The organism is Desulfovibrio sp. 1214_IL3152 (genome assembly GCF_036763055.1).
In the GTDB taxonomy this organism is placed as follows: domain Bacteria; phylum Desulfobacterota; class Desulfovibrionia; order Desulfovibrionales; family Desulfovibrionaceae; genus Desulfovibrio.
The window spans coordinates 22,093-43,346 of record NZ_JBAIYW010000496.1; the positions used below are offsets into that span (position 1 = coordinate 22,093).

The 21,254-nt window shown below is 55.5% G+C and carries 16 protein-coding genes; 4 read left to right on the forward strand and 12 right to left on the reverse strand.

Annotated features, from left to right (window positions below; translation table 11 throughout):
• Nucleotides 1-37: 37 nt before the first annotated feature.
• From V6C07_RS10650 to V6C07_RS10670, 5 genes are all read right to left on the reverse strand, one after another.
• Nucleotides 38-1,171, reverse strand: a complete 1,134-nt coding sequence (locus V6C07_RS10650) for a 4Fe-4S dicluster domain-containing protein (protein WP_333536460.1) — start codon at nt 1,169-1,171, stop codon at nt 38-40.
• 22 nt (nt 1,172-1,193) lie between these two features.
• Nucleotides 1,194-2,819: a glutamate synthase-related protein gene (locus tag V6C07_RS10655; protein WP_333536461.1), complete on the reverse strand. Its 1,626-nt coding sequence runs from the start codon at nt 2,817-2,819 to the stop codon at nt 1,194-1,196.
• On the reverse strand, nt 2,807-3,865 hold the full coding sequence (locus V6C07_RS10660; protein ID WP_333536462.1) for a glutamate synthase: 1,059 nt from the start codon (nt 3,863-3,865) through the stop codon (nt 2,807-2,809). Before V6C07_RS10660 ends, V6C07_RS10655 begins: the two co-directional genes overlap by 13 nt.
• A gap of 589 nt (nt 3,866-4,454) precedes the next feature.
• Nucleotides 4,455-6,551, reverse strand: a complete 2,097-nt coding sequence (locus tag V6C07_RS10665; protein ID WP_333536463.1) for an HD domain-containing phosphohydrolase — start codon at nt 6,549-6,551, stop codon at nt 4,455-4,457.
• A gap of 8 nt (nt 6,552-6,559) precedes the next feature.
• Complete coding sequence (locus V6C07_RS10670; RefSeq protein WP_333536464.1) at nt 6,560-7,546, reverse strand: transglutaminase-like cysteine peptidase; 987 nt, start codon at nt 7,544-7,546, stop codon at nt 6,560-6,562.
• 606 nt (nt 7,547-8,152) lie between these two features.
• Between V6C07_RS10670 and gdhA the strand changes: the two genes are divergently transcribed.
• Entirely contained in the window at nt 8,153-9,502 is a 1,350-nt protein-coding gene (gene gdhA / locus V6C07_RS10675) for an NADP-specific glutamate dehydrogenase (protein ID WP_333536465.1), read from the forward strand.
• A 259-nt stretch (nt 9,503-9,761) separates the two neighbouring features.
• Here the strand turns inward: gdhA and V6C07_RS10680 are convergent, their stop codons facing one another.
• The 5 genes from V6C07_RS10680 to V6C07_RS10700 form a co-directional block, all read right to left on the reverse strand.
• Nucleotides 9,762-10,988, reverse strand: a complete 1,227-nt coding sequence (locus V6C07_RS10680; protein WP_333536466.1) for an LL-diaminopimelate aminotransferase — start codon at nt 10,986-10,988, stop codon at nt 9,762-9,764.
• Nucleotides 10,989-11,008: 20 nt separating this feature from the next.
• Nucleotides 11,009-11,872: a diaminopimelate epimerase gene (gene dapF, locus V6C07_RS10685; RefSeq protein ID WP_333536467.1), complete on the reverse strand. Its 864-nt coding sequence runs from the start codon at nt 11,870-11,872 to the stop codon at nt 11,009-11,011.
• A 362-nt stretch (nt 11,873-12,234) separates the two neighbouring features.
• Nucleotides 12,235-14,427, reverse strand: coding sequence for a glutamine synthetase III family protein (locus tag V6C07_RS10690; protein ID WP_333536468.1), 2,193 nt, complete (start codon nt 14,425-14,427; stop codon nt 12,235-12,237).
• A 51-nt stretch (nt 14,428-14,478) separates the two neighbouring features.
• On the reverse strand, nt 14,479-14,817 hold the full coding sequence (locus tag V6C07_RS10695) for a P-II family nitrogen regulator (RefSeq protein ID WP_333536469.1): 339 nt from the start codon (nt 14,815-14,817) through the stop codon (nt 14,479-14,481).
• An 18-nt stretch (nt 14,818-14,835) separates the two neighbouring features.
• Entirely contained in the window at nt 14,836-16,041 is a 1,206-nt protein-coding gene (locus V6C07_RS10700) for an ammonium transporter (RefSeq protein WP_333536470.1), read from the reverse strand.
• Between the two features lie 148 nt (nt 16,042-16,189).
• Between V6C07_RS10700 and V6C07_RS10705 the strand changes: the two genes are divergently transcribed.
• Nucleotides 16,190-16,336, forward strand: coding sequence for a hypothetical protein (locus V6C07_RS10705; protein WP_333536472.1), 147 nt, complete (start codon nt 16,190-16,192; stop codon nt 16,334-16,336).
• A 220-nt stretch (nt 16,337-16,556) separates the two neighbouring features.
• Here V6C07_RS10705 and V6C07_RS10710 read toward each other — a convergent pair whose 3' ends face one another.
• Nucleotides 16,557-18,125: a sigma-54 interaction domain-containing protein gene (locus V6C07_RS10710; RefSeq protein WP_333536473.1), complete on the reverse strand. Its 1,569-nt coding sequence runs from the start codon at nt 18,123-18,125 to the stop codon at nt 16,557-16,559.
• A 363-nt stretch (nt 18,126-18,488) separates the two neighbouring features.
• Nucleotides 18,489-19,823: a UDP-glucose dehydrogenase family protein gene (locus V6C07_RS10715; RefSeq protein WP_333536474.1), complete on the reverse strand. Its 1,335-nt coding sequence runs from the start codon at nt 19,821-19,823 to the stop codon at nt 18,489-18,491.
• A 173-nt stretch (nt 19,824-19,996) separates the two neighbouring features.
• On the opposite strand from V6C07_RS10715, the gene V6C07_RS10720 reads away from it, so the two are divergent.
• Nucleotides 19,997-20,371 (forward strand): holo-[acyl-carrier-protein] synthase, encoded by a 375-nt coding sequence (locus V6C07_RS10720; protein WP_333536475.1) that lies wholly within the window; start codon nt 19,997-19,999, stop codon nt 20,369-20,371.
• Nucleotides 20,371-21,254 (forward strand): NAD(P)H-hydrate epimerase (locus tag V6C07_RS10725; RefSeq protein ID WP_333536476.1); only part of this gene is annotated, 884 nt, incomplete at its 3' end. The genes V6C07_RS10720 and V6C07_RS10725, both read left to right, overlap by 1 nt.

A 21,254-nucleotide genomic window follows, 5' to 3' on the forward strand; every position in this document is an offset into this window, starting at 1 on the left:
TAGCCGGGCCTCAGGCATGACAGGCCAATGATGCCACTCAGCCCCCTGCGCACATATCCTGGCTGGCATGCATCCGCCAGACACCGCAGGGGCAAACTGCCGCGCAGATGCCGCAGCCAATGCAGCGCGCGGGATCTGCCGCGTAGTCAAAACCTTCATTCACCTGTTTGCGGCGAATTGCTTTCTGTGGGCATGATTTGATGCATATCTTGCAATCACGGCAAGGCCCCGAAACGGATAGCGAACAAGCGGAGGAGCCGTCCCCGGCATGCCCCCTGTTTTCCCATGCCGGGACGCGCAGGCGATAATCTCCCACGGCGACAAGCCCGTTGACCGCGAAATCATCTGGGGCCACATCGCTGAAAATACCGTTTTTAATCCATTCCTCGGCGCGGAATTGCGCCATCTGTTGAACGCCTTTGTGTTCATCCTGCTCTTGCGGCACTGGAACAATTTTTTTCCAGTGCTTCCAGACAGAAAGTTCTTTGTGCAACTGCGGCTTGTCAATGGCGGCAAGAAAAGACTCCAGCCCCGCCTCAAGCCACGCAAGGTCCTGGCCGGTCAAGGCGCTTACGCGCACATCCGGCGAAAGATTGCCCACAGGGCCACGAAAATAGACAGCGCCGCCCACCATGCCCACACAGGGCCTTTCACCGAGAATGGACGGCATGGTCTGGCTTTCGTAGCCGCAAACCACAGCCCGTCCGCCCCCCATGAATTCAAAGGAAAAGCTGCCCACACTTTTGAGCACCCACAGTTCCGGCGGCTCATACATGGGATCGTGCTTCATCAGTGAGCCGGAGCGTGTGCCTGCCCGCCCGCCGATGTAGATCACCCCTGCAGCCGCGCAATGCCCCGCAGTATCGCCCGCATCGCCACGTACGGTAATGCGCCCGCCTGCGTTAAGCCAGCCGACATCAGCGGCAGCAGATCCTTCAACCAGCACTTCTGTATCAGGCAGGCACATGGACCCTACACGCTGGCCGGGATTGCTCACGGTAAACATGAGCTTTTTGCCGTCCCTGTTCCATAATGGGCCACCAATATCGTGCTGGCCCGATGCCTCTATATGAAAAACCGTCTCACCCCTGTCCACTGCGTCTTCAATTGCCAGCAGCAGATCCTGAGTGGACATGCGTTCGTGATTGTGCAGCGTGTTCATTCGCAACATACAGTTATCCTTTTACTGAAAACTAGCAGGCATACTGAATGCCCAACTTGTCGGCAACGGCCCTGTCTGTCGTTACCAGTGCATCCGACCGCCCTACCGGCATGGAACTGTTGCCCACAGGGGCCAGCAGTTTGCGCAGCTCGGCGTCAAAGGCCAGCATGTAATCCACAATGCTTTGTGCGCCCTTGTCCACATCCAGGCGTCTGACCAGGCGCGGGTCCTGTGTGCAGATACCGGTGGGGCATTTACCCGTATTGCAGGCATTGCAGCGGCCATGCTCGTTGCCCACGCAGCCGAGCAGCTGAATGAGAATTTTACCTACGATAACCCCATTAGCCCCGAGGCAGATCATTTTAAAGGCGTCAGCCGCCGCATTGCCTGAAAAACCGATGCCACCGCCCGCCCACAGGGGAATCTGCCCCTGAAGTCCCTGGGCCACGGCGGCCTGATAGCAATCGCGCAGCTTGGAGACTATGGGATGGCCCGTATGCTCCAGGGAAACCTCATTGGCAGCACCGGTTCCGCCCTGGATGCCGTCAAGAAAAAAACCGCCGCAGATTCTGTAAGGATCGCGCAGCAGGTTGTTATAGACAGAAACGGATGTGGCCGAAGCCGCGCACTTGATCGCCACAGGAACGCGAAAACCAAAGGCGGCATTGAGGGAAAGGTGCATCTTCTGCACAGACTCTTCAATGGAATAAAGCCCCTGGTGATTGGGCGGGGAATGCAGCGTAGTTCTGGGTACGCCGCGTATGGCCTGGATGTGCGGCGCCACCTTGGCCGCTGGCAGCAGGCCGCCGTCGCCGGGCTTGGCCCCCTGCCCTATTTTTATGAGCACTCCGGCCGGGTCGGTTCTCATATGGGGCATGGCCCTGATGATCCGGTTCCAGCCAAAATGCCCCGATGCTATTTGCAGGATCGTGTATTTCAGCTGCTCTGATTCCAGAAGCCTGCCGGGCATGCCACCTTCGCCTGAACACATGCGCACCGGCATACCGCATTTTTCGTTAAGGTAGGCCGTAGCCAGGGCGATTGCTTCCCAGGCCCGCGTGGACAAAGCTCCGATACTCATGTCACTGAATATGAGCGGATAAATCCAGTTCACCGTGGGCGCTCGTCCCGCAGGCACAAGGCTTGTTCCTTCTACCCTGAGCGGCAGATCACCCGCCGGCAAAACACGTCCCAGAGGTGCGCGCATGTCAAAGGTGTGCCGTTCCGAATCAAGGGCGGGGTCTGTCATCTGGCTGATGCGCCCGACAACGATAGAATCAAGGGTGCGCGGCATGGCAAGGTTGCTCCGTCCACCGCGCTTTATGGGGCCATGCTCACGCGCCAGAAAGCCGACACGCTGATCGGCATTGCGTACGGGGCGTATGGCTCCGGTGGGGCAACTTTTTTCGCACATGCCGCATCCAACGCAGGCATGCTGGATTGAAGACTTTTGCATGATGATAAAAGGAGCGGCATTCTCCTTCGCAGGCTCCGCAGCCGTGCGCGACACGGCACGGCGACGCAGCCTGGCCGGCTCAATGGCCGCAAAGGTGCAGGCAGCCGCACAGGAGCCGCATCCGATACACATATTCGGCCTGAACTCTATCTTCCAGAACAGGTCATTGACGCTGATGTCCTGAGTTTTTACTGATTCCATCGCTGCACCGCCAAGTCATTGTCCACGACCACCATCTCCCGCTCATGCGGATAGATATCTTCTGCCACATTGCGGTCAGGCAAAATTGCGTTCAGCCCGCAGACCTCGGAGGCAATTGCCACCATGTCCCTATGGCGTCCCACAACAAGGGGCCGCAATTTTTTTGAATCGCAGCAGGTCATCAGGCTTCCGTCCGGCAAAAGAGCGATAATGGCGTTGGGACCATTGATTTCAAGATGCGCCAGAGATTCCCGTATAAGGGTGAGCACCTTGCCGTCAGCGCGTTGTTCCGCTTCCGCAAAGGGCAAGGGCGTAATCACGTGCTTGAAGTATTTTATGGGCCACTCAAGCTCATGCAGCACATAATGCAGGGTGTACAACAAAGTCTGCGAGTCGGACTCAAAACCCACATATCCCCTGTGCAGCGCGCTCTGAAGCTCTTTGTTTCTGGTAAAAAAAGTGTTTTCGCCATTGGCGCAAACAGTGTACCCCTGAAGAAAAAAGGGATGAGCCGCATAGCGCACAATGTCGTAGTTGGTGTTCTGGCGGCACTGGACCACAATGTTTCTGGCGGTAAGGCGTTCATCATCATTCCAGAGACGAAAATAGGTGGCGATATCTGCCGGATCGCCTATCTCTTTCAGCGTCAGGGTGTCAGGCCAGAAAGAGTAGACAAAGCCGTCATTGTTTTTTTCCAGCAAGGCCCGCAGCTCAAGCCGCGTATCAAGCAGCAGGTCATCACGCTCTTTTTGTTTGCGATAGCGATATATTTCAGGATAATCATAGTTTCTAAATATATAGCGGGGCATGGCCTCAATTTTAAGACCCGGCTGCCTGTCCACGTCAGGAACCCACTGCGCCACCTGCACAAAACCCTTTTTTTCCATAAAATCATTGGCAAGCTGCACGCCCTGCGGCGTACAGGCCAGTGAAAGCAAGGGTTTGTTCTTATAATGGCTGAACACCCCTTCCAAATCCTGCATGATCATGGCAAAGCCGGAATTGTCGTGTCCTTCCTGCTGCGGCAGCATGAGATTGAGTGCCACGGAGGGAGGCACCGGCATTCCGCTCTTGATAGCGCCTATTCTGCACATGGTTGTAACCTCGATAAAAAGCGTCACGAAAAGACCGGCCCGCAATACGCGGCAGCCGCAACGCTGATGTGTACGCACTATGGATGGTCAGAGTGAAAACCCTGTGGAGCGCATGGCGCAACCGCAAGGCTGTGAGCGAACTTCGGTCTTTACGACTGCGGGCAGCCGGGCAATCCTGACGGATTGCCGAAACCATACTGGCGGGTAGTTTCGGTCACGATAGGGGGGGAAGAGCAAGATTGCTACAAACAGCCCCGACAGGCAAGAATTTATCTTCAAAAAACAGCAAAAATTTTAACCGGCATGAATAATTTAAATTAATCTCTGCGCTCCCATACGCGCAATGGCATGACAAGTGCGTGACACGTCGCACGGCCAGGTGCGGCTAATGCCAGGGGGTTGCCTGCCCACATGAAACAGCACCGATTTTATCCCTCCCCCAAAGACAGCAATGAGCAAAACAACAGACCGCCCTGTGACAGGCGGTCTGTTGTTTTGCTCATGACTCTAAAAAATAAAATCTGTTCCGCAGCCGTCAGGCTTACTCTTCGCTTTTTGCCTGCATGGTTATGACGTCGTCAATAGCCTTCTGCAGCTTGTCTACCGGCAAGGCCGCAAGGGCTGCCACCACTTCCTGGTCAAAACCATGATCGCGTTTAAGCAGGGCAATGGCCTCGTCCGCATCCATGCCTGCCCGGTATGAGCGGGAGCTGACCATTGCGCAAAAGGCGTTAACCACGGCCAGAATGCGCGCATTGGGCGTAATGGCGTCGCCGCTGAGCTTGCGGGGCTGCCCTGTGCCGTCGAGCCTCTCGCCCATCTGGTATACAGCGTCCGGAACGGGCAGTCCAAACTGCAAGTCGCACAAGGCCCTGTATGCATATTCGGGAGCGCGCATAACTTCGCTTTGCTCTTCCGGGGTGAGCTTGCCGGTCTTGCTCAGCAGGTGGTGCGGCACAAATATCTTGCCCACCTGAGAAAGCCGTGCAGCAAGCCGCAACGTTTCTTTGTCCTTGTCAGAAAGCTGCAGACTTTCGGCAAGCAGTTCCACAACCTGCTCCATCTTTTGTGAATGGCCGATGAGATTGACATCCACGCTCTCAATGGCGCGCACAAGGGCTGCAATACTGCTGGCCTGGCGTTCGCGGGCGGCCTCGGCCCGGCGGCGGAACTCGGTGATGTCCTGAAAAATGCCGACGCATCCGCCGGGTTCGGCAGTTTCTTCCATCAAGCTGTCTTCAAAGGGAAAAAGCGTTACCCGGTACAGGCGTGCTTCCTGGGATTGCCCCAGAGAAACTTCAAGGCTTCCTTCAGCTTTTTCTTTGACGACTTTTCGCATGCCATCCAGAAGCGTTTTTGCGGCAGATTCGGGCAAGACGTTGCAAAGGTTGCTGCCCGCAAGTTCTGCTTCCCTTTTTCCGGTCATGGCGCTGAAAGCCGGATTATACATCTGCAATTGCCCTCGGCTGTCGGCAAGCATAAGGCCCGCCTGAAGGGAAGCATTCACGCTGTCGAGCATGAGTTTTTGCTGTTTGATAAGCGTATAAAGCCGTTGGAAATGTCTGGCCGTGGCTCGATATGAACGCCCCGCAATGCTGGCCCACACGAAGGCCACCAGCAGGGCTGTACCCAGGCTGCCGAGAATGCCCAGACCATATATCTGCGTTCTCTGGCGCTCCAGAAAGAAATCAACAATGTTTGCAGGAACCTCAACCACAACCCACCAGTTGAAAGCGCTTAGATAGCTGCCCAGTGAGTACACGTCGCCCTGCTCTGCAATGCCTTGTCGGCGCTGGAAGGCCAAATTGCCCTTTTTCAGATCTGCAGAGATCGGGGCGAGTTCCGCCTTGCCGTCGTGCAGGCGTATTGCCTGCATGCTTTTATCATTCTCCTGCACAATGCACGGACGAATGTCGCGATACTGTTCCTGCCCCAGAGCCAGAAATGAAACCAGCGCCCTGTCCACCGGCACGGTAGCCAGCAACGCCGCCACCGGCACGGTGCTGCCCTGACCGAGCACCTCATAAAGAGGGTCGGCAAGATCCATGACAAAGTCTTGTCCCAGAGCACGTACAGGGCCAAAAACAATGGATTTTCCGGCAATGGCCCTGCGCACTATGTCTGCCTGGGCCTCCCCAAGGGGCGCTGCATGTTCCTGCATGATCAGCGACTGGCCGTCAGGCAAAACAATACGGGCTGCTGTCCACTGTCTGCTCTTTGCAAAGTCCTGCAGCAGGTCTTGCATGTATGGCAACTGTTCGGCCAACGAGCGCAGAGCTTCGCTGCTGCTGGCCGAGGCGTCAGGCGCGACAAGCCGGGCAGCGCCATCGGGTCCAAGATTGCGCACATCCACAGCATACAGGCGGAACATTTCCGCAGAACTGACAAAGCGCGCCTGCTCCACAAGGTTGTTATGCCATGTGCGGACACCCTCAAGGGATTTTTCCAGCCAGAGCTGCTCTATCTCTCTCTGATTGTGCAAAAAATCTTGCGTGGCATATTTGATCTGGAGCGCGCACAGCACGTAGGCCACAGAGGCCGCCACCAGAAAAAACGCCAAACTTACCGCAGCAACCACTGCTTTTCTCAACCGGTACTTGCTGACGACACTTTGGACATCCATCTCTTGAATTTTCATAAATTTTCCTACTTCAGCTTGCGCCCTTTGAGATGCGCCCATCGGCCAACTTCGTTGACCGAGTACTGTGGACTATACTGCCTGATCCTGCTGTGTGACAAAACAGTATTACTAAGATTATCAAGTATATATGCGTCACCATTCAAATAAACGGCCAAAACGGCGTGCGCCAGGTTTCGCAACGTGTCGCGCACAACCACTATACGCATGTTTTCAGCCGGAATGCCCAATTCCTTGAGGGTGAAATATTTGACAATGGCATAGTCTTCACAGTCACCTGATTTTCTCAAAAATTCAGACGGGATAGCCCAATAATCCTCTACACCCCAATTAACGATGTCTTCTTTGTAGGGCCAGGTATTCCAGAAGCCGTTAACATAGCGCAAAAGTTCCATGGGGCTTTTGCCCTGAGCATTTTTCTTAAAGCTGTCCCAGGTAACCGATTTTTTAAAATACTTACCGGGAATAAAGATCGGATCCTTTTTATTGCGCTTAAGGACGTCCAGCCAACCCGGCAATGAAGATAAAGGGCGCTTAAATTCCACGGTGCCGAAAAGATGCAACCTCGAACTTTGCGTACTGGATTTTGGCGCAACGGCTGCCTGTGCGGCGCTGCTTCCTGCATCGGCAGACGATTGGGCCGCAAGCTCGGCGGATTGGGGCGGTTCTTCTGCTGCCTCAGCGGCATCAGTCGTATTGGCGGCCTCCCCTTGAACCGAAGCTTTGTCTTCCTGAGCCGAAGCGGCGGCGTTTTCGGACTGCGCAGAGGCATCAGGAGTTTCAAAGTCAGGTGCTGAAACAAGCGGCTGGGGGGGCGCAGCGGCATCTTCCAAAGAAGCCGGCTTTACATCGTCCACCGCATCCAGGCTGGCAGAAAGAGGACGCTCCGGCGCGGCAGCTTCGCCAATGGGCTTACCGGCGACTATTTCGGCGCGGTAGTCCTGCTCAGCCCTGGCAGTGGCAGGCGCAACATGCCGCCAGGCCAGGGCAGACAAAAAAAAGACCACCGCCACAAACAGTGCTATGAGAATTGAGACGCGTAATATGCGGGAATGCTTCATGAATGGATTGTCACAATGCGTTGCGGAAAGATATCGGCATACGTTCTTACTAGCGCACGCTAACACTCGTCGGGTCCGGACACAAGCATCTGATCCTGTATCTGTCACCCCAGAAGTTTTACGTGATGCTTGCTCTGCCCCTTGCCTGCCGCTGGACCTTTCTTCCTTCTATGATATACCCCCAAGGGCCAGCCGACCGCTGCGACAGAGCGCGAGACAGGCCGCAAGAAATGCAAGGCGCGCGACTGAAGATTGCACGCCCCGGCCGAAGTCCCGCACAGTGTTCCACGCGGCTCCCATGAGGGTGTTAGAGGGGGCTTGGGGCTGCGCAAACATATTGGTCTGCATGACGTTTTTTTTGAAACATGCCGTGCAGGAAAAAATATCAGACAGGGGCGCAAATATTTTTTTCTCTTGTCGGTTTCCGGGCCTGAAAAGCCTTGTCAGACGCCGCGATTTTGGATTACTTAGTAACCCGCCCCAAAAACAGGAACGCCTTTTCAGGGCAACTTCCTGATCATCGCCACAAGGAGAGCGACAATGTCTTATGTACAGCGTGTAGTGAGTAATCTTCAAGATAAATACGCCTACGAACCCATCTTCCTGCAAGCTGTACAAGAGGTGCTACAAAGCCTACAGCCCGTGCTGGACAAAAACCCGCAGTACGAACGTTACAAGATTCTTGAGCGCATTGTAGAGCCAGAGCGCACCATATCATTTCGCGTTCAATGGATTGACGACAAAGGGCAGATTCAGGTTAACAAAGGCTTTCGTGTTCAATACAACTCCGCCATTGGACCCTACAAGGGCGGCCTGCGTTTTCACCCAAGCGTTAACCAGGGCATTCTGAAATTTCTTGGCTTTGAGCAGATTTTCAAAAACTCCCTTACGGGACTTGCCATTGGCGGCGGCAAAGGCGGCGCGGATTTTGACCCCAAGGGCAAGTCTGAAATGGAAGTCATGCGCTTCTGCCAGGCGTTTATGAGCGAACTTTACCGCCATATCGGAGCCACCATTGACGTTCCCGCCGGTGACATCGGTGTCGGCGGCCGCGAGGTTGGCTATCTTTTCGGCCAGTACAAGCGCCTTACCCAGAGCTATGAAGGCGTACTGACCGGGAAAAACCTGCTGTTCGGCGGCTCCCTTGCCCGCACCGAAGCCACCGGCTATGGCGCCGTATACTTTGCCCAGAGCATGCTTGAGGGCAAAGGCCAGAGCCTTGAAGGCAAAAAATGTACGGTTTCCGGCGCTGGTAACGTGGCTATCTACTGCTGCGAAAAACTCTATCAGGTGGGGGGCACTCCGCTTACCGTTTCCGACTCGCGCGGCATGATTTACGATGCGGAAGGCATCAAGCTGGATGTGCTTAAACAGATCAAGGAAGTGGAACGCGAATCCCTCACCCGCTACGCTGACCTGGTTTCTTCCGCTGTGTATACGCCGGTGAACGAATACGCTGACGGTCGCAATGCCGTGTGGTCTGTTCCCTGCTACGCCGCATTCCCCTGCGCGACCCAGAACGAACTGAATCTTGAAGACGCCAGAGTTCTGCTTGCCAACGGCTGCCAGTGCGTGGCCGAAGGGGCCAACATGCCCTCTACCCTTGACGCGGTGCATGCCTTCCTTGAGGCGGGCATCTGTTACGGCCCTGCCAAGGCCGCCAATGCAGGTGGCGTTGCCACCAGCCAGCTTGAAATGGCACAGAACGCCAGCATGCAAAGCTGGTCATTTGAAGAAGTGGACAGCAAGCTGCACGAAATCATGCGCAATATTTATATGAGCGCCGCCGAAACTGCCAAAGAATTCGGAGAGCCCGGCAACCTTGTGATGGGCGCCAACATTGCTGGCTTCCGCAAGGTTGCCAACGCTATGGTTGCCCAGGGCGTATAACGGCCAGAAACCATTTCTGCCTGTCTTGTAAAAAACCGGTGGTCCTGCGGGGCCTCCGGTTTTTTACATATATGCCTTTATTAAACGCACAGCTATGCCCGCAGGTACGCCCCAAACAGCATCAGGGCGGAACAACCATGCCACGTTGTCCCGCCCTGAAGAAACAATTGAAACAGCAGCGCCCGAGAGCCTGGCATGGAGAACGCCGTTTTTCTCCGGCGGCCCCTGCGCATCCTTCACGGTTGCAAAAAACAATGTATCAGCACAAACCGCGCAATCTTTTTATGGCTTCTTCCGTATCTTCGGGCGTGCCGAAGGCCGTCAGGCGCACATATCCCTCGCCTGAAACGCCAAAGCCCGCTCCGGGAGTGCAGACCAGCGCCGCCTGTTGCAGCAGTTTGTCAAAGAAGCTCCAGGAGTCTGTATCGTCAGGCACGCGCACCCAGATATAAGGGGCGTTCACGCCGCCATAGACGCCAAAGCCCATTTCACTTGCCGCCGTGCGCAACATGGCGGCATTGCGCAGATAGCCCGCAATAACCCCCATGACTTCCTTTTGCCCCTGCTCGCTGTATACGGCCTCGGCGGCGCGCTGCACAACATAGGGGCAACCGTTGTACTTGGTGCACTGACGGCGATTCCAAAGCGCGTTAAGGCTCACCGAACCGTTTTTTCCGTCACTGATGCGCAGAGCCTTGGGTACTACGGTATAGGCGCATCGCAGGCCGGTAAAGCCGGCCGTTTTGGAAAAGCTGCGAAACTCCACAGCCACTTCTTCCGCGCCTTCAATCTCATAAATACTGTGGGGAATGTCGGCTTCGGTGATGAAAGCTTCATAGGCCGAGTCATACAGAATGACGCAGCCCTCGCGCCTGGCATAATCCACCCACCCTTGCAGGGCTGCGCGTGAAAGCACTGTGCCTGTAGGGTTGTTGGGATAACAGAGGTAGATGATATCAGGCCGGACGGCAGGAAAATCCGGTACGAAATCGTTTTCTTTTACGCACGGCAGATAGACAATCCTGCTCCACTGCCCGTTTTTCATTTCGCCCGAGCGCCCGGCCATGACATTGGAGTCAACGTATACCGGGTACACCGGGTCGGTAACCGCCACGATGCTGTCCTGGGCAAAAAGCTCCTGAAAGTTGCCTACATCAGGCTTTGCGCCATCACTGACGAAGATTTCATCAGGGTCAAGGGCAATGCCACGCGCCTTATAGTCATACTGCATGATGATATCACGCAAAAACGCGTAGCCCTGTTCCGGCCCATAACCGTGAAAATGCGCCGCATCTCCCATTTCGTCCACAGCCCTGTGCAGGGCCTGAATGACAGCGGGAACCAGCGGACGTGTAACATCGCCTATACCCAGACTGATAACGCGCTTGCCAGGGTTGGCATCCTTATAGGCCGAAACCTTGCGGGCGATATCCGCAAAAAGGTAATTGCTCTGAAGCTTAAGAAAATTGCTGTTTATGGTAGTCATGCCATCCTCTTCAATCAGGTTCAGATGTAATACTCTCCGGAAAAGACGGTCACCGCGCCGCCGGTCATATACACGTGATTGCTGGCTTCATCCCAGTGGATATGCAAAGAACCGCCCTTAAGCTCAACCTCCACCTCGCGTCCGGCATAGCCGTTCAGCACGCAGGCAACGGCAACGGCGCAGGCGCCGGTTCCGCAGGCAAGCGTTTCTCCCGCACCGCGTTCCCACACGCGCATGCGAACCTTGGTGGAGGATATGACTTCCGCAAACTCCGTATTGGTGCGCTTGGGAAACAGGGGGTGATGCTCAAAGCGCGGCCCGATGCGCGGAAGGTCAAGGTCGTCAATGCCCTTCGTGAAAATGACGGCGTGGGGATTACCCATAGATACGGCGGTTATTTCATAGAGCTGGCCGTTCACGTCCACAGGGCGGGCCACAAAGCGCTGCTGGCTGCCGTCCCCTGATGTTTCGGTAAGCACGGGAATTCTGGCCGGATTCAGCTCAGGCTCGCCCATGTCCACAGTGGCGCCGCAAACCTGCCCCGCTTCAAACAAAAGGCGAACAATCTTGACGCCTGCGCGGGTTTCCACCGTAATAACGTCTTTGACCTGTATGCCGTGATCATAAACATATTTGCCTACGCAACGCACCGCATTGCCGCACATTTCCGATTCCGAGCCGTCAGCGTTGAACATGCGCATGCGCACGTCGGCCGATGCAGACGGCAAAATAAGAACAAGCCCGTCAGAGCCGATGCCGAAATGGCGGTCGCTGATTTTTTTGGCGAGTTCTCCCGGGCTGTCAATACGCTCTTGAAAGCCGTTGATATAAACATAGTCATTGCCGATGCCCTGCATCTTGGTAAAGCGCAATGCCACAGCCATAGTTGCTCCTTTTTCTTCAAAGGCGCTCAGCGCCTCAAAAAAACATCTTTGACAATATGATGTATAAAGAAAGTATTCCGATTCAAATCAAAAGTAAACGCGGTGTACCCGCCCCGCAATGAAAGGCGAAGAGCCGCCAGACTCTCCGCCTTGTGGCTCCGGCCAGAGCCGTTCGTTGCGGCAAACGACCCTGGCCGGAGACTCCCCGCGCCATGCGCAGGGGCTGACGGCATGAAGGCCACGCTCCCCCCCGGGATGAGGCTTCTGCCATCAACATTGCAAAGTCTGTTTTTCCCTTACGCCTCCGAAATAATTCATATTGAAACAGCACTTACTGCCGCAGTGAATTTTTCATAGCGACCTTAATGCGACCACAGCAACTCAGCATATTTGGGCAAGACCCACAGGCTGTCGTCAACAAGCCTTTCAAGGTTGTCGGCATGTTCACGACACCGGTTCATGGCGACCAGCACGCCGTCCCGGGCAGCCTTGGCTTCTTCCAGAATTCCCTTGATGCTGGCCGTTTTGACAAGGGCCTGCTCAAGTTCTTCCATATTGCCCTGAAGCGCCGCCAGGTCTGCATGCAGCTTATTAAAATACCTCTCTTCAGGTGCGGCTCCACTGTCTCCCAAAACGGCGCGCGTCTTGATAACGGCATCGGCCGCCCGTGACTGCGCCTCAAGGCATTGAGGCACTACAGAAGCACGCAGCATGTCCAGCATCAGATTCCCCTCGATGCAGATGGTTTTGCAGTAGTTTTCAAGCAATATTTCCTGGCGTGACAGTATCTCGCGTTCCGTCAGGATGCCGTGCCGCAGAAAAACATTCATAACGTCCGGATCACTGTAATGCTCCAGAGCTGTTACCGTATTGCTGTGGTTGGGCAGGCCGCGCCTGGCGGCTTCTGTTTTCCACGATGCCGCATAACCGTTTCCGTTGAAAACAACCGGCATATGCTCCTTGAACATGCGCGGCAACAGTTCCTGAAGCGCGGCATTAAGGTCGGCTCCGGCGGAGACGGAAGCTTCCAGCTCGGTGGCAATGTCGTCCAGGGCGCAGGCCACTGCGGCATTAAGGACGATATTGACCGGGGCCACCGACTGCGATGAGCCAACCGAACGGAATTCGAACTTGTTGCCCGTAAAGGCAAAAGGACTTGTGCGGTTGCGGTCGGAAAGGTCCACCGGCAGAGGCGGCAGCGTTGAGACGCCTACCTCCATAAAGCCGCTCTTTTTGCTTTTGTGTCCTTGACCGCTGATGATGCCCTCCAGCACCCCGGTGAGCTGCTCACCGAGATAGACTGAAAGAATGGCCGGAGGGGCCTCGTTGGCCCCCAGGCGATGGTCATTGCCCGCGCTTATGGTCCCAAGCCGCAAGGCCGTGCTGTGTTTGTGTACCGCGCGCAGAACGGCGGCCAGAAAAACAAGGAACTGCGCATTATCCTGCGGCGTTGTTCCGGGATTGAGAAGATTCTGGCCGTCGGAATCGCTCATGGACCAGTTATTGTGCTTGCCGCTGCCGTTTACTCCGGCAAAAGGTTTTTCATGCAGCAGGCAGACAAAGCCGTGCCTTGCGGCCATATGCCGCATCATGTTCATGGTGAGCATATTATGATCGCAGGCAATGTTGGCCTCTTCGTAAACCGGGGCCAGCTCAAACTGGCCCGGAGCCACCTCATTGTGTCTGGTTTTTGCAGGAATGCCCAAAGCCAGCAGCTCTTTTTCCACATCTTGCATGAAACTCATTACCCGGGCAGGAATTGCGCCGAAGTAATGGTCTTCCATTTCCTGTCCTTTGGCCGAAGGCGCCCCCAGGAGGGTGCGTCCTGCCAGCAGCAGGTCCGGCCGCAGGGCCGCAAGATGCTTGTCCACAAGAAAGTATTCCTGTTCCGGTCCCACCATGGCGCGCACATATGCCGCAGAGTCGTTGCCGAACAGGCGAAGTATGCGCATGGCCTGCCGGGACAAGGCGGATATGGAGCGCAACAACGGAATTTTGCGATCCAGGGCCTCGCCGGAATACGAATAAAAGTATGTGGGAATGTGCAGTGTCGCCCCATAAGGCGCGGGAATGATAAAAACCGGCACACTGGGGTCCCAGGCGGTGTAGCCGCGCGCCTCAAAGGTGGAGCGGAGGCCCCCCGAAGGAAAGGACGAGGCGTCAGGTTCACCACTGATAAGCATTTTGCCCGAAAATTCGCTTATGACCTGCCCATCGGACGTGGGCGACAAAAAGGCATCGTGCTTTTCGGCCGTAAGGCCGGTCATGGGATGAAACCAGTGCGTATAATGACTTGCGCCATTTTCTATGGCCCAGTCCTTCATGGCATTGGCAACCACATCGGCAATGTCCGGATTCAGCCGTTCGCCATCGCGAATGGTCTTGACCAGCTTGCTGTAGACATCCTTGGGCAGGCGCTTGCGCATGGTGGAAAGACCAAAAACATAACGGCCAAAGTTGTCTTCCACGCGGCAGGCGGGTCCTTCCCTGTGAGCGGGAACCACAGGCGCGGTATTTATAGCCATGAATAAAGCTTTTTTGCGGGTGGAACTCATGCCTTTACTCCTTTCAGTTGGACAGGTGAATCTTGCCGTCAAACTTCCGGCCTAGAGGGCCGCATCGCCGCGTTGGCCTGTGCGGATGCGCACGGCATCATCCACATGGCTGATAAAAATCTTTCCGTCCCCTACCTGCCCCGTGCGGGCAGTAAGCATTACCGCGTCCACTGCCGACTCAAGCATGGCGTCATGCAAAACCACTTCAATCTTTATCTTGGGCAGGCAGTCCACCTGCATGATGGAGCCACGGTACACTTCAGTGTGGCCGCGTTGCCGTCCAAAGCCCTTTATTTCCGTGTAATTCATCCCGTGAATGCCCAACTCTGAAAGCACATCCCTGACTTTTTCAAACATGCCGGGACGGATAATTATTTCGAGTTTTTTCATGGCGCTGCCTCTCCCGGATTACAGATTATAGCCACGTTCATTGTGTTCACCGAGATCAAGGCCGCTGTATTCCTCCTCGGGAGCAACCCGCAATCCGACCACGGCATCCACAAGGCGAACGATGATGCGGGTGGCAACGTAAACAAACGCCCAGGTTCCTGCGATGGACACAAGCTGTATCCACACCTGCTCGGGATTGCCGTAAAAAAGACCGTCCACGCCGTTGACCGCCGCACTGGCGAACAAGCCTGTAGCCAGCGCGCCCCAGGTTCCGCCAAGGCCGTGTATGCCCACAACGTCAAGGGCATCGTCATAACCGCACCGGCTCTTCAGCAACACGCCGCCGTAACACACCATTCCGCCTATAAATCCTATGAGCATGGCTGGCAGCACCTCCACAAAGCCCGCACCCGGGGTGATTGCCACAAGCCCTGCCAGAGCGCCGGAAATCGCTCCCAGACTGGTAGGCTTGCCCGTGTGCTTCCATTCAATGATTATCCAGCCAAGAATGCCGCAGGCCGCTGCCATGTGCGTGGTGACCAGCGCCTGCCCCGCAAGAGTTCCCGCAGCCAGAGCACTGCCGGCGTTAAAGCCGAACCAGCCGAACCAGAGGATACCGCCGCCAAGAAGCGTTAACGGCAGATTGTGCGGAGCATGGCTTGATCCGGTTGAAATTCTGGGTCCCAAAGCCTGGGCGCAGGCAAGCGCCGCGGCTCCTGAAGACATGTGCACCACTGCGCCACCGGCAAAGTCCAGAGCGCCCATGCGGCCCATCCATCCACCGCCCCACACCCAATGGGCCACGGGGGCATACACAAAAACGAGCCACAAGGCAGAGAAAAGCAGCATGGCGGAAAAACGCATACGTTCGGCATAGGCTCCCGAAATCAAGGCCACGGTGAGCACGGCGAACATGCACTGAAAGCCCATAAAGACCGTATGCGGCAACTGCGGGGCCATTGGGGCGGGACTGCCGTTTACCCCGTTGAGCAGGGCAAACCTGAAATTTCCCACCAGGCCGCCCACATCATCGCCAAAGGCCAGCGTGTAGCCCACAAGCGCCCAAAGCACGGAAACAAGCCCAAGACAGGCGTAACTGTACATATGGGTTGAAAGAACATTGCTCGCGCGGACAAGGCCGCCATAAAACAGGGCCAAAGCCGGAAGCATGAGCATGACCATGGCGGCGCAGATAATGACAAAGGCAGTATCAGGGGTATTCATAGAGCGTCCTTGATCATTACGCACAAGAGGTGCGTGTTGCTGAATTTCTTCAGCGGCCCGGCGCCGGATCCGCAGCAACGATACAATATCGCTGCCTGTCCCCCTAAAAGCATTAACTGTGCCAAGGCAAATGCAGGGAGGAGATCATTTGCAATGCTCTGATATTGAAGGATATTTATTTTATGGTATTGTGACTGGCTGTGGTGGCTGGTTGAAAAAATATGAAATTTTTTACGTTTTTGTAGAAAAAAAGACATGTGAGCACAGTGAAAACCGTGCTATTGGAAAAATTTAAATTTAAATAAATTATATCAATATATTATAATTTTATACATTTTTGTTGCTTTTCATGTCCGATTTGCTTTTTTGCGCATCAAAATCATTATAATGATATATAATAAATAGATTTTTTATTAAAAGCACCCCATAAAGAACAAGGGCATAAAACTACAAATCTGTAATTTTATGCCCTTTATAGTCTTTTGAGACAATATGGCAGCAGAAACGACACCACACTATGAACGGTTATGCTTGGGACGAAATTCCTTGTAGCTGATATCATACTTTTTCATGCGCAGGGCCATAATCCGCTCCGTAAGGCCAAGGCTCGCAGCGGCCTTGCCCATTTGCCCCTGGCTGAACTCCAGCGCTTCCACGATGGAGGCCCGTTCAAGCTCATCCAGCTGGTCCTGAAGGCTGCCGGAAAAGCCCGGGCGCGCGGCACAGGCGTTTTCTCCATTCATGCCGGCGCAGTGCGCGCCATGCAAAGCCGGGGGCAGGTGCTGCGGCAGCACAAGACCTTCACGGCCCAAAAGCAACACCGCCCTTTCCATGACGTTTTCCAGTTCACGAATATTTCCGGGCCAGGCATATCGTTGCAACATGTCCATCACAGCCAGGGAAAGGCGCACATTTTCCCGTCCATTGGCCTGGGCGAATTTTCGGATAAAATGGTTGGCAAGCGGAAGTATGTCTTCAGGGCGGCCGCGCAGCGGAGGCAGGTAGATGGGAAACACGTTCAAGCGATAAAAAAGGTCGCGGCGGAAACTTTCCTTGGCGACCATGTGTTCAAGGTTTCTGTTGGTGGCAGTAATAAAACGCACGTCCACATAGTGCGTATCCATACCACCCAGGCGCTCAAAAGCGCGTTCCTGCAAGACACGCAAAAGCTTGGCCTGGGTCATGAGCGACAACTCGCCCACCTCATCCAGAAACAGGGTACCACCGTGGGCCAGTTCAAACCGCCCCTTGCGCGTGGCGCTGGCCCCGGTAAATGCCCCGCGTTCATGACCAAACAGTTCGCTCTCTATGAGGTTTTCCGGCAAGGCCGCGCAATTGAGCGAGATGAATGGCTTGCCGGCACGGGCGCTGCCGGCGTGAATGGCACGGGCGGCAAGCTCTTTGCCCGTGCCTGATTCACCCTGAAGAAAAACGGTTGTCACTGAAGGAGCCACCTGGGCTATCTGGGCATAAACCTTTTGCATTCCTTCGGAATTACCCACAAAGCCTCTGGGCCGCAGAGGGGAGGAAGTTTCTTCGTCCATACGCCCCTGACTTTCCAGCGCGGCATGGCCAAGCAGTGTGGACACTATGGTCAGAAGGCGCATTTCATCTTCCAGGGTAGCATCGTCCACCAACAGATGATCCACGGAAAGAGCGCCCACCACCTGATCGTTGAGGCGAATGGGCACACATATGAAAGAAATGCCTTCCTTGTTCAAATCGCGCGAACGGGTACGGTTCAAAAACAGCGGCTCTTCAGACACATTGGAGATGTACATGGGTCGCCCGCTCTCAATGACCCTGCCCGTAATGCCTTCACCGCGCACATAGCGGCCACGGCGCAACTCTGCGGGCTTCAGCCCATAACCTGCCTCAGTGCGTATTTCTCCGGTATGCGGCGAAATGAGGGTTATGGCCCCGCGCATCATGTGCAGCTGCCGAGCCATAAGTTTTAGCGCCTTATCCAGAGCCTGAGTCAAATCTGTCGTAAAATTCATGATCTGCGCAAGCTCATATAAAAGGCTGAGCTGTTGCTCATGAAGCTTATTGGCATTTTCATGAACAAGATTTGTCTGCTGCATAATTTCTTGCCTGAATAAAATAGGTTTGTTCACTCTGGTCGGTATACTCCAGCAGCGCCGGGCATGCAATGCGTAGAACCCCTGCGCCAGACCGCATGGAGAGCGCATATGCCGGGAGCCGTACTTCCCGTTTTTCCGCTTGCCGGACAGCGGCACGCACGCATGCATGCATGGATGAATGGCCCGTTCTGCGATTTTTTCCAGCACGAGGGGCGATCGGCAGTTCGCAGGACAGGGTCCGACTGTCGCCCTGCACCCTGCCCCAGCGCGGCAACAGGCGCCTTTCACAGATAAACAAGGGGATTGAACGTAATCCGTTCAACCCCCTTGCTGCAAGGCTATTAAACCCGGCACTGCTATGAGCTAGGCATTGGCCCGGCCAATGCAGAAATAGGCGAAGCCGCGCTCGGCCATGGCAGAAGGCGAATACAGATTACGCCCGTCAAACAGCAGGGGGGCTGTGAGCAGCCCGCGAACCTTTTCAAAGTCGGGATTGCGGAACTGGTTCCATTCCGTCACAACCATAAGTCCCTGTGCTCCCTGGCAGGCCGCGTACTGATCGTCCACGATCTCCACCAGCTTGTTGTCCGCAAAAATATTCCGGGCATTGTCAGCGGCAACAGGGTCAAACGCACGAATTTTCATGCCCTTGGCCGTCAGCTCATTAATAATGGTAATGGAGGCGGCTTCGCGCATGTCGTCGGTATTGGCCTTGAAAGCCAATCCCCACATGGTCAGGGTTTTGCCAGCCACGCCGCCCTGAGGCGCAAAATACCCTTCCACACGGGCAGCCATGTATTTTTTCTGCCTGGCGTTGACGGCTTCAACCGCGTTAAGCAGCCTTGGCTCGACACCGGCGCTTTCCGCAGTGCGGATAAGGGCCTTCACGTCTTTGGGGAAGCACGAACCGCCGTACCCCACGCCGGGGTAAATGAACTGATAGCCGATGCGAGAATCCGAGCCGATGCCCGTGCGCACATCGCGCACATCCGCGCCCACCTGTTCACATATGGTGGCAATTTCATTAATGAATGAAATTTTTGTGGCGAGCATGCAGTTGGCCGCATACTTGGTCATCTCTGCGCTGCGCACGCCCATGACAATGATTTTGTCCCGCGTACGGGCAAAAGGCGAATAAAGCTCGCGCATAAGTGTGGCGGCCTTCTCCGAATCCGTGCCAATGACCACACGATCGGGCTTCATAAAGTCGGCAATGGCGTCGCCTTCCTTAAGGAACTCGGGATTGGAAACCACGTCCACCCGCAGGTCAGCGCCACGTTTTTCCAATTCTTTTTTAATAATGCCGCGCACTTCATCCGCCGTTCCTACGGGTACGGTGGACTTGTCCACGACGACCATATCTTTCTGCATATATTGGCCGATTTCGCAGGCAACCTGCCGCACAAAGCTCAAATCGCACGAACCATCAGGCTGTGGCGGTGTGCCGACGCAGATAAAAGCGCAATCGGCCTGAGCAATGCCTTCTTCAAGACTGGTGGTGAACGTCAACCGGCCGTCAGCGCGGCTGTGGCGCACCATCGGTTCAAGGCCCGGTTCAAATATATGCACGGATCCCGCATTCAGCTTTTTTACCACCTCGGGATTCACATCAACGCACGTTACGGTGTTGCCCATTTCCGCAAAGCATGCGGCGCTGACCAGGCCAACATAGCCGGTGCCGATAATGCACAGTTTCATATATGACGTTCTCCTGCGTCCAAACCTGGCTGCGCTCTTGACCTTACAGCCGGGAACGGGTCAAAATAGTTTTCCGAATGGCCGCATATACGACATTTTTTTTCATTGGGCAACCAGCCCTTTAGGGGCCTAGCCCCTGGAACACACTTTTTTTCACAAGGGAGCGACGGAGCATGATTGTCGGCTTGGGCATTGATATTGTTGAACTTGCGCGCATAGAAAAAAACCTCGCGCGCTTCGGACGCCGCTTTGCCGAAAAAATTCTCGGCCCAGAAGAGCTGTCTGCCATGCCCGCGCTGACCGTCAACTACGTAGCCGGACGTTTTGCAGCCAAAGAGGCTGCCGTAAAGGCATTGGGTACGGGTTTCAGCCAGGGCATCGGTCCCGCTCTTGTGGAAACCGTGGCAACTCCCGGCGGCAAACCGCAGTTGCGGCTGCATGGGGCAGCCCTGCAACGCGCCCGGGATATGGGCGTGACCGCTTGTCATGTAACCATCAGCCATGACCGCTCCTCTGCTGTGGCCGTGGTAGTCCTGGAGGCGCTGTAATGACAGGGCTTGTCTGCGATCCGCCCCTTTTCCCTCCGCTGCCCTTGCCGCAAGAATTACGCGCCTGGGACAAGGACGCGGCGGCTCTCGGTTTGCCGGAAATCCTGCTTATGGAAAATGCCGCACGCGCGGCGCTGCATGTTCTGCGTCGCCACTGCCCGGATCTGACGGGAAAAAGCATATGGCTTTTCATGGGCAGCGGCAACAACGGCGGCGATGCTGCCTGCCTTGCGCGCCAGCTTCTTGATGCACACGCCCGCCCCCTGGTGCTCCACGCAAAAGCGCTGAGCCACTGCAAGGGCGCATGCGCCAGACATGTCGCCATTGCCAGAGCCTCGGGCGTTCCCTTTTTCCCATTGCGCCAAAGCAGGGGCAAGTGGCGTCTCCCCACAGACAATCTGCCTGATATTATTGTTGACGGCATTGTGGGGACGGGCTTCAGCGGGGTGCTGCGCCCACAGACATTGACCCTTATCGAAACCATCAACAGCCTTGCCGCACAGCGGCTGGTGCTGGCGCTGGACATTCCCTCCGGCCTGAATGCGCACACCGGTCTGCCGCAGCCCGAAGCTGTCCGGGCTACGGTCACTGCAAGCTTTGCCGCGGGCAAGCCGGGGCTGGCTCTTCCCTGCGCCCGCCCCTGGACAGGACGGGTACACGTATGCGACATCGGCATCCCGACAATAGTGCGCCACCAAACGCCCTGCTCTGCCTATCTTATAGATGGGCGCTGCATTGCGCGGCTTGGTTCTTCCGACAGTCTGCCTGAAAACAGCTTTAAAAACATTTTTGGTCATGTGCTGGTTCTCGGCGGTGCGCCGGGATATGGCGGTGCAGCGCATCTGGCCTCGCGTGCCGCGCTGAGAGCCGGAGCCGGTCTAGA

Excerpts from the sequence above, each read along its gene's own strand:
- V6C07_RS10650 (WP_333536460.1), bottom strand. The coding sequence starts at position 1,171 with ATGTTGCGAATGAACACGCTGCACAATCACGAACGCATGTCCACTCAG.
- V6C07_RS10720 (WP_333536475.1), top strand. The coding sequence starts at position 19,997 with ATGATTGTCGGCTTGGGCATTGATATTGTTGAACTTGCGCGCATAGAA.
- V6C07_RS10710 (WP_333536473.1), bottom strand. The coding sequence starts at position 18,125 with ATGCAGCAGACAAATCTTGTTCATGAAAATGCCAATAAGCTTCATGAG.
- V6C07_RS10695 (WP_333536469.1), bottom strand. The coding sequence starts at position 14,817 with ATGAAAAAACTCGAAATAATTATCCGTCCCGGCATGTTTGAAAAAGTC.
- V6C07_RS10680 (WP_333536466.1), bottom strand. The coding sequence starts at position 10,988 with ATGACTACCATAAACAGCAATTTTCTTAAGCTTCAGAGCAATTACCTT.
- V6C07_RS10715 (WP_333536474.1), bottom strand. The coding sequence starts at position 19,823 with ATGAAACTGTGCATTATCGGCACCGGCTATGTTGGCCTGGTCAGCGCC.
- dapF (WP_333536467.1), bottom strand. The coding sequence starts at position 11,872 with ATGGCTGTGGCATTGCGCTTTACCAAGATGCAGGGCATCGGCAATGAC.
- V6C07_RS10665 (WP_333536463.1), bottom strand. The coding sequence starts at position 6,551 with ATGAAAATTCAAGAGATGGATGTCCAAAGTGTCGTCAGCAAGTACCGG.
- V6C07_RS10655 (WP_333536461.1), bottom strand. The coding sequence starts at position 2,819 with ATGGAATCAGTAAAAACTCAGGACATCAGCGTCAATGACCTGTTCTGG.
- V6C07_RS10700 (WP_333536470.1), bottom strand. The coding sequence starts at position 16,041 with ATGAATACCCCTGATACTGCCTTTGTCATTATCTGCGCCGCCATGGTC.
- gdhA (WP_333536465.1), top strand. The coding sequence starts at position 8,153 with ATGTCTTATGTACAGCGTGTAGTGAGTAATCTTCAAGATAAATACGCC.
- V6C07_RS10690 (WP_333536468.1), bottom strand. The coding sequence starts at position 14,427 with ATGAGTTCCACCCGCAAAAAAGCTTTATTCATGGCTATAAATACCGCG.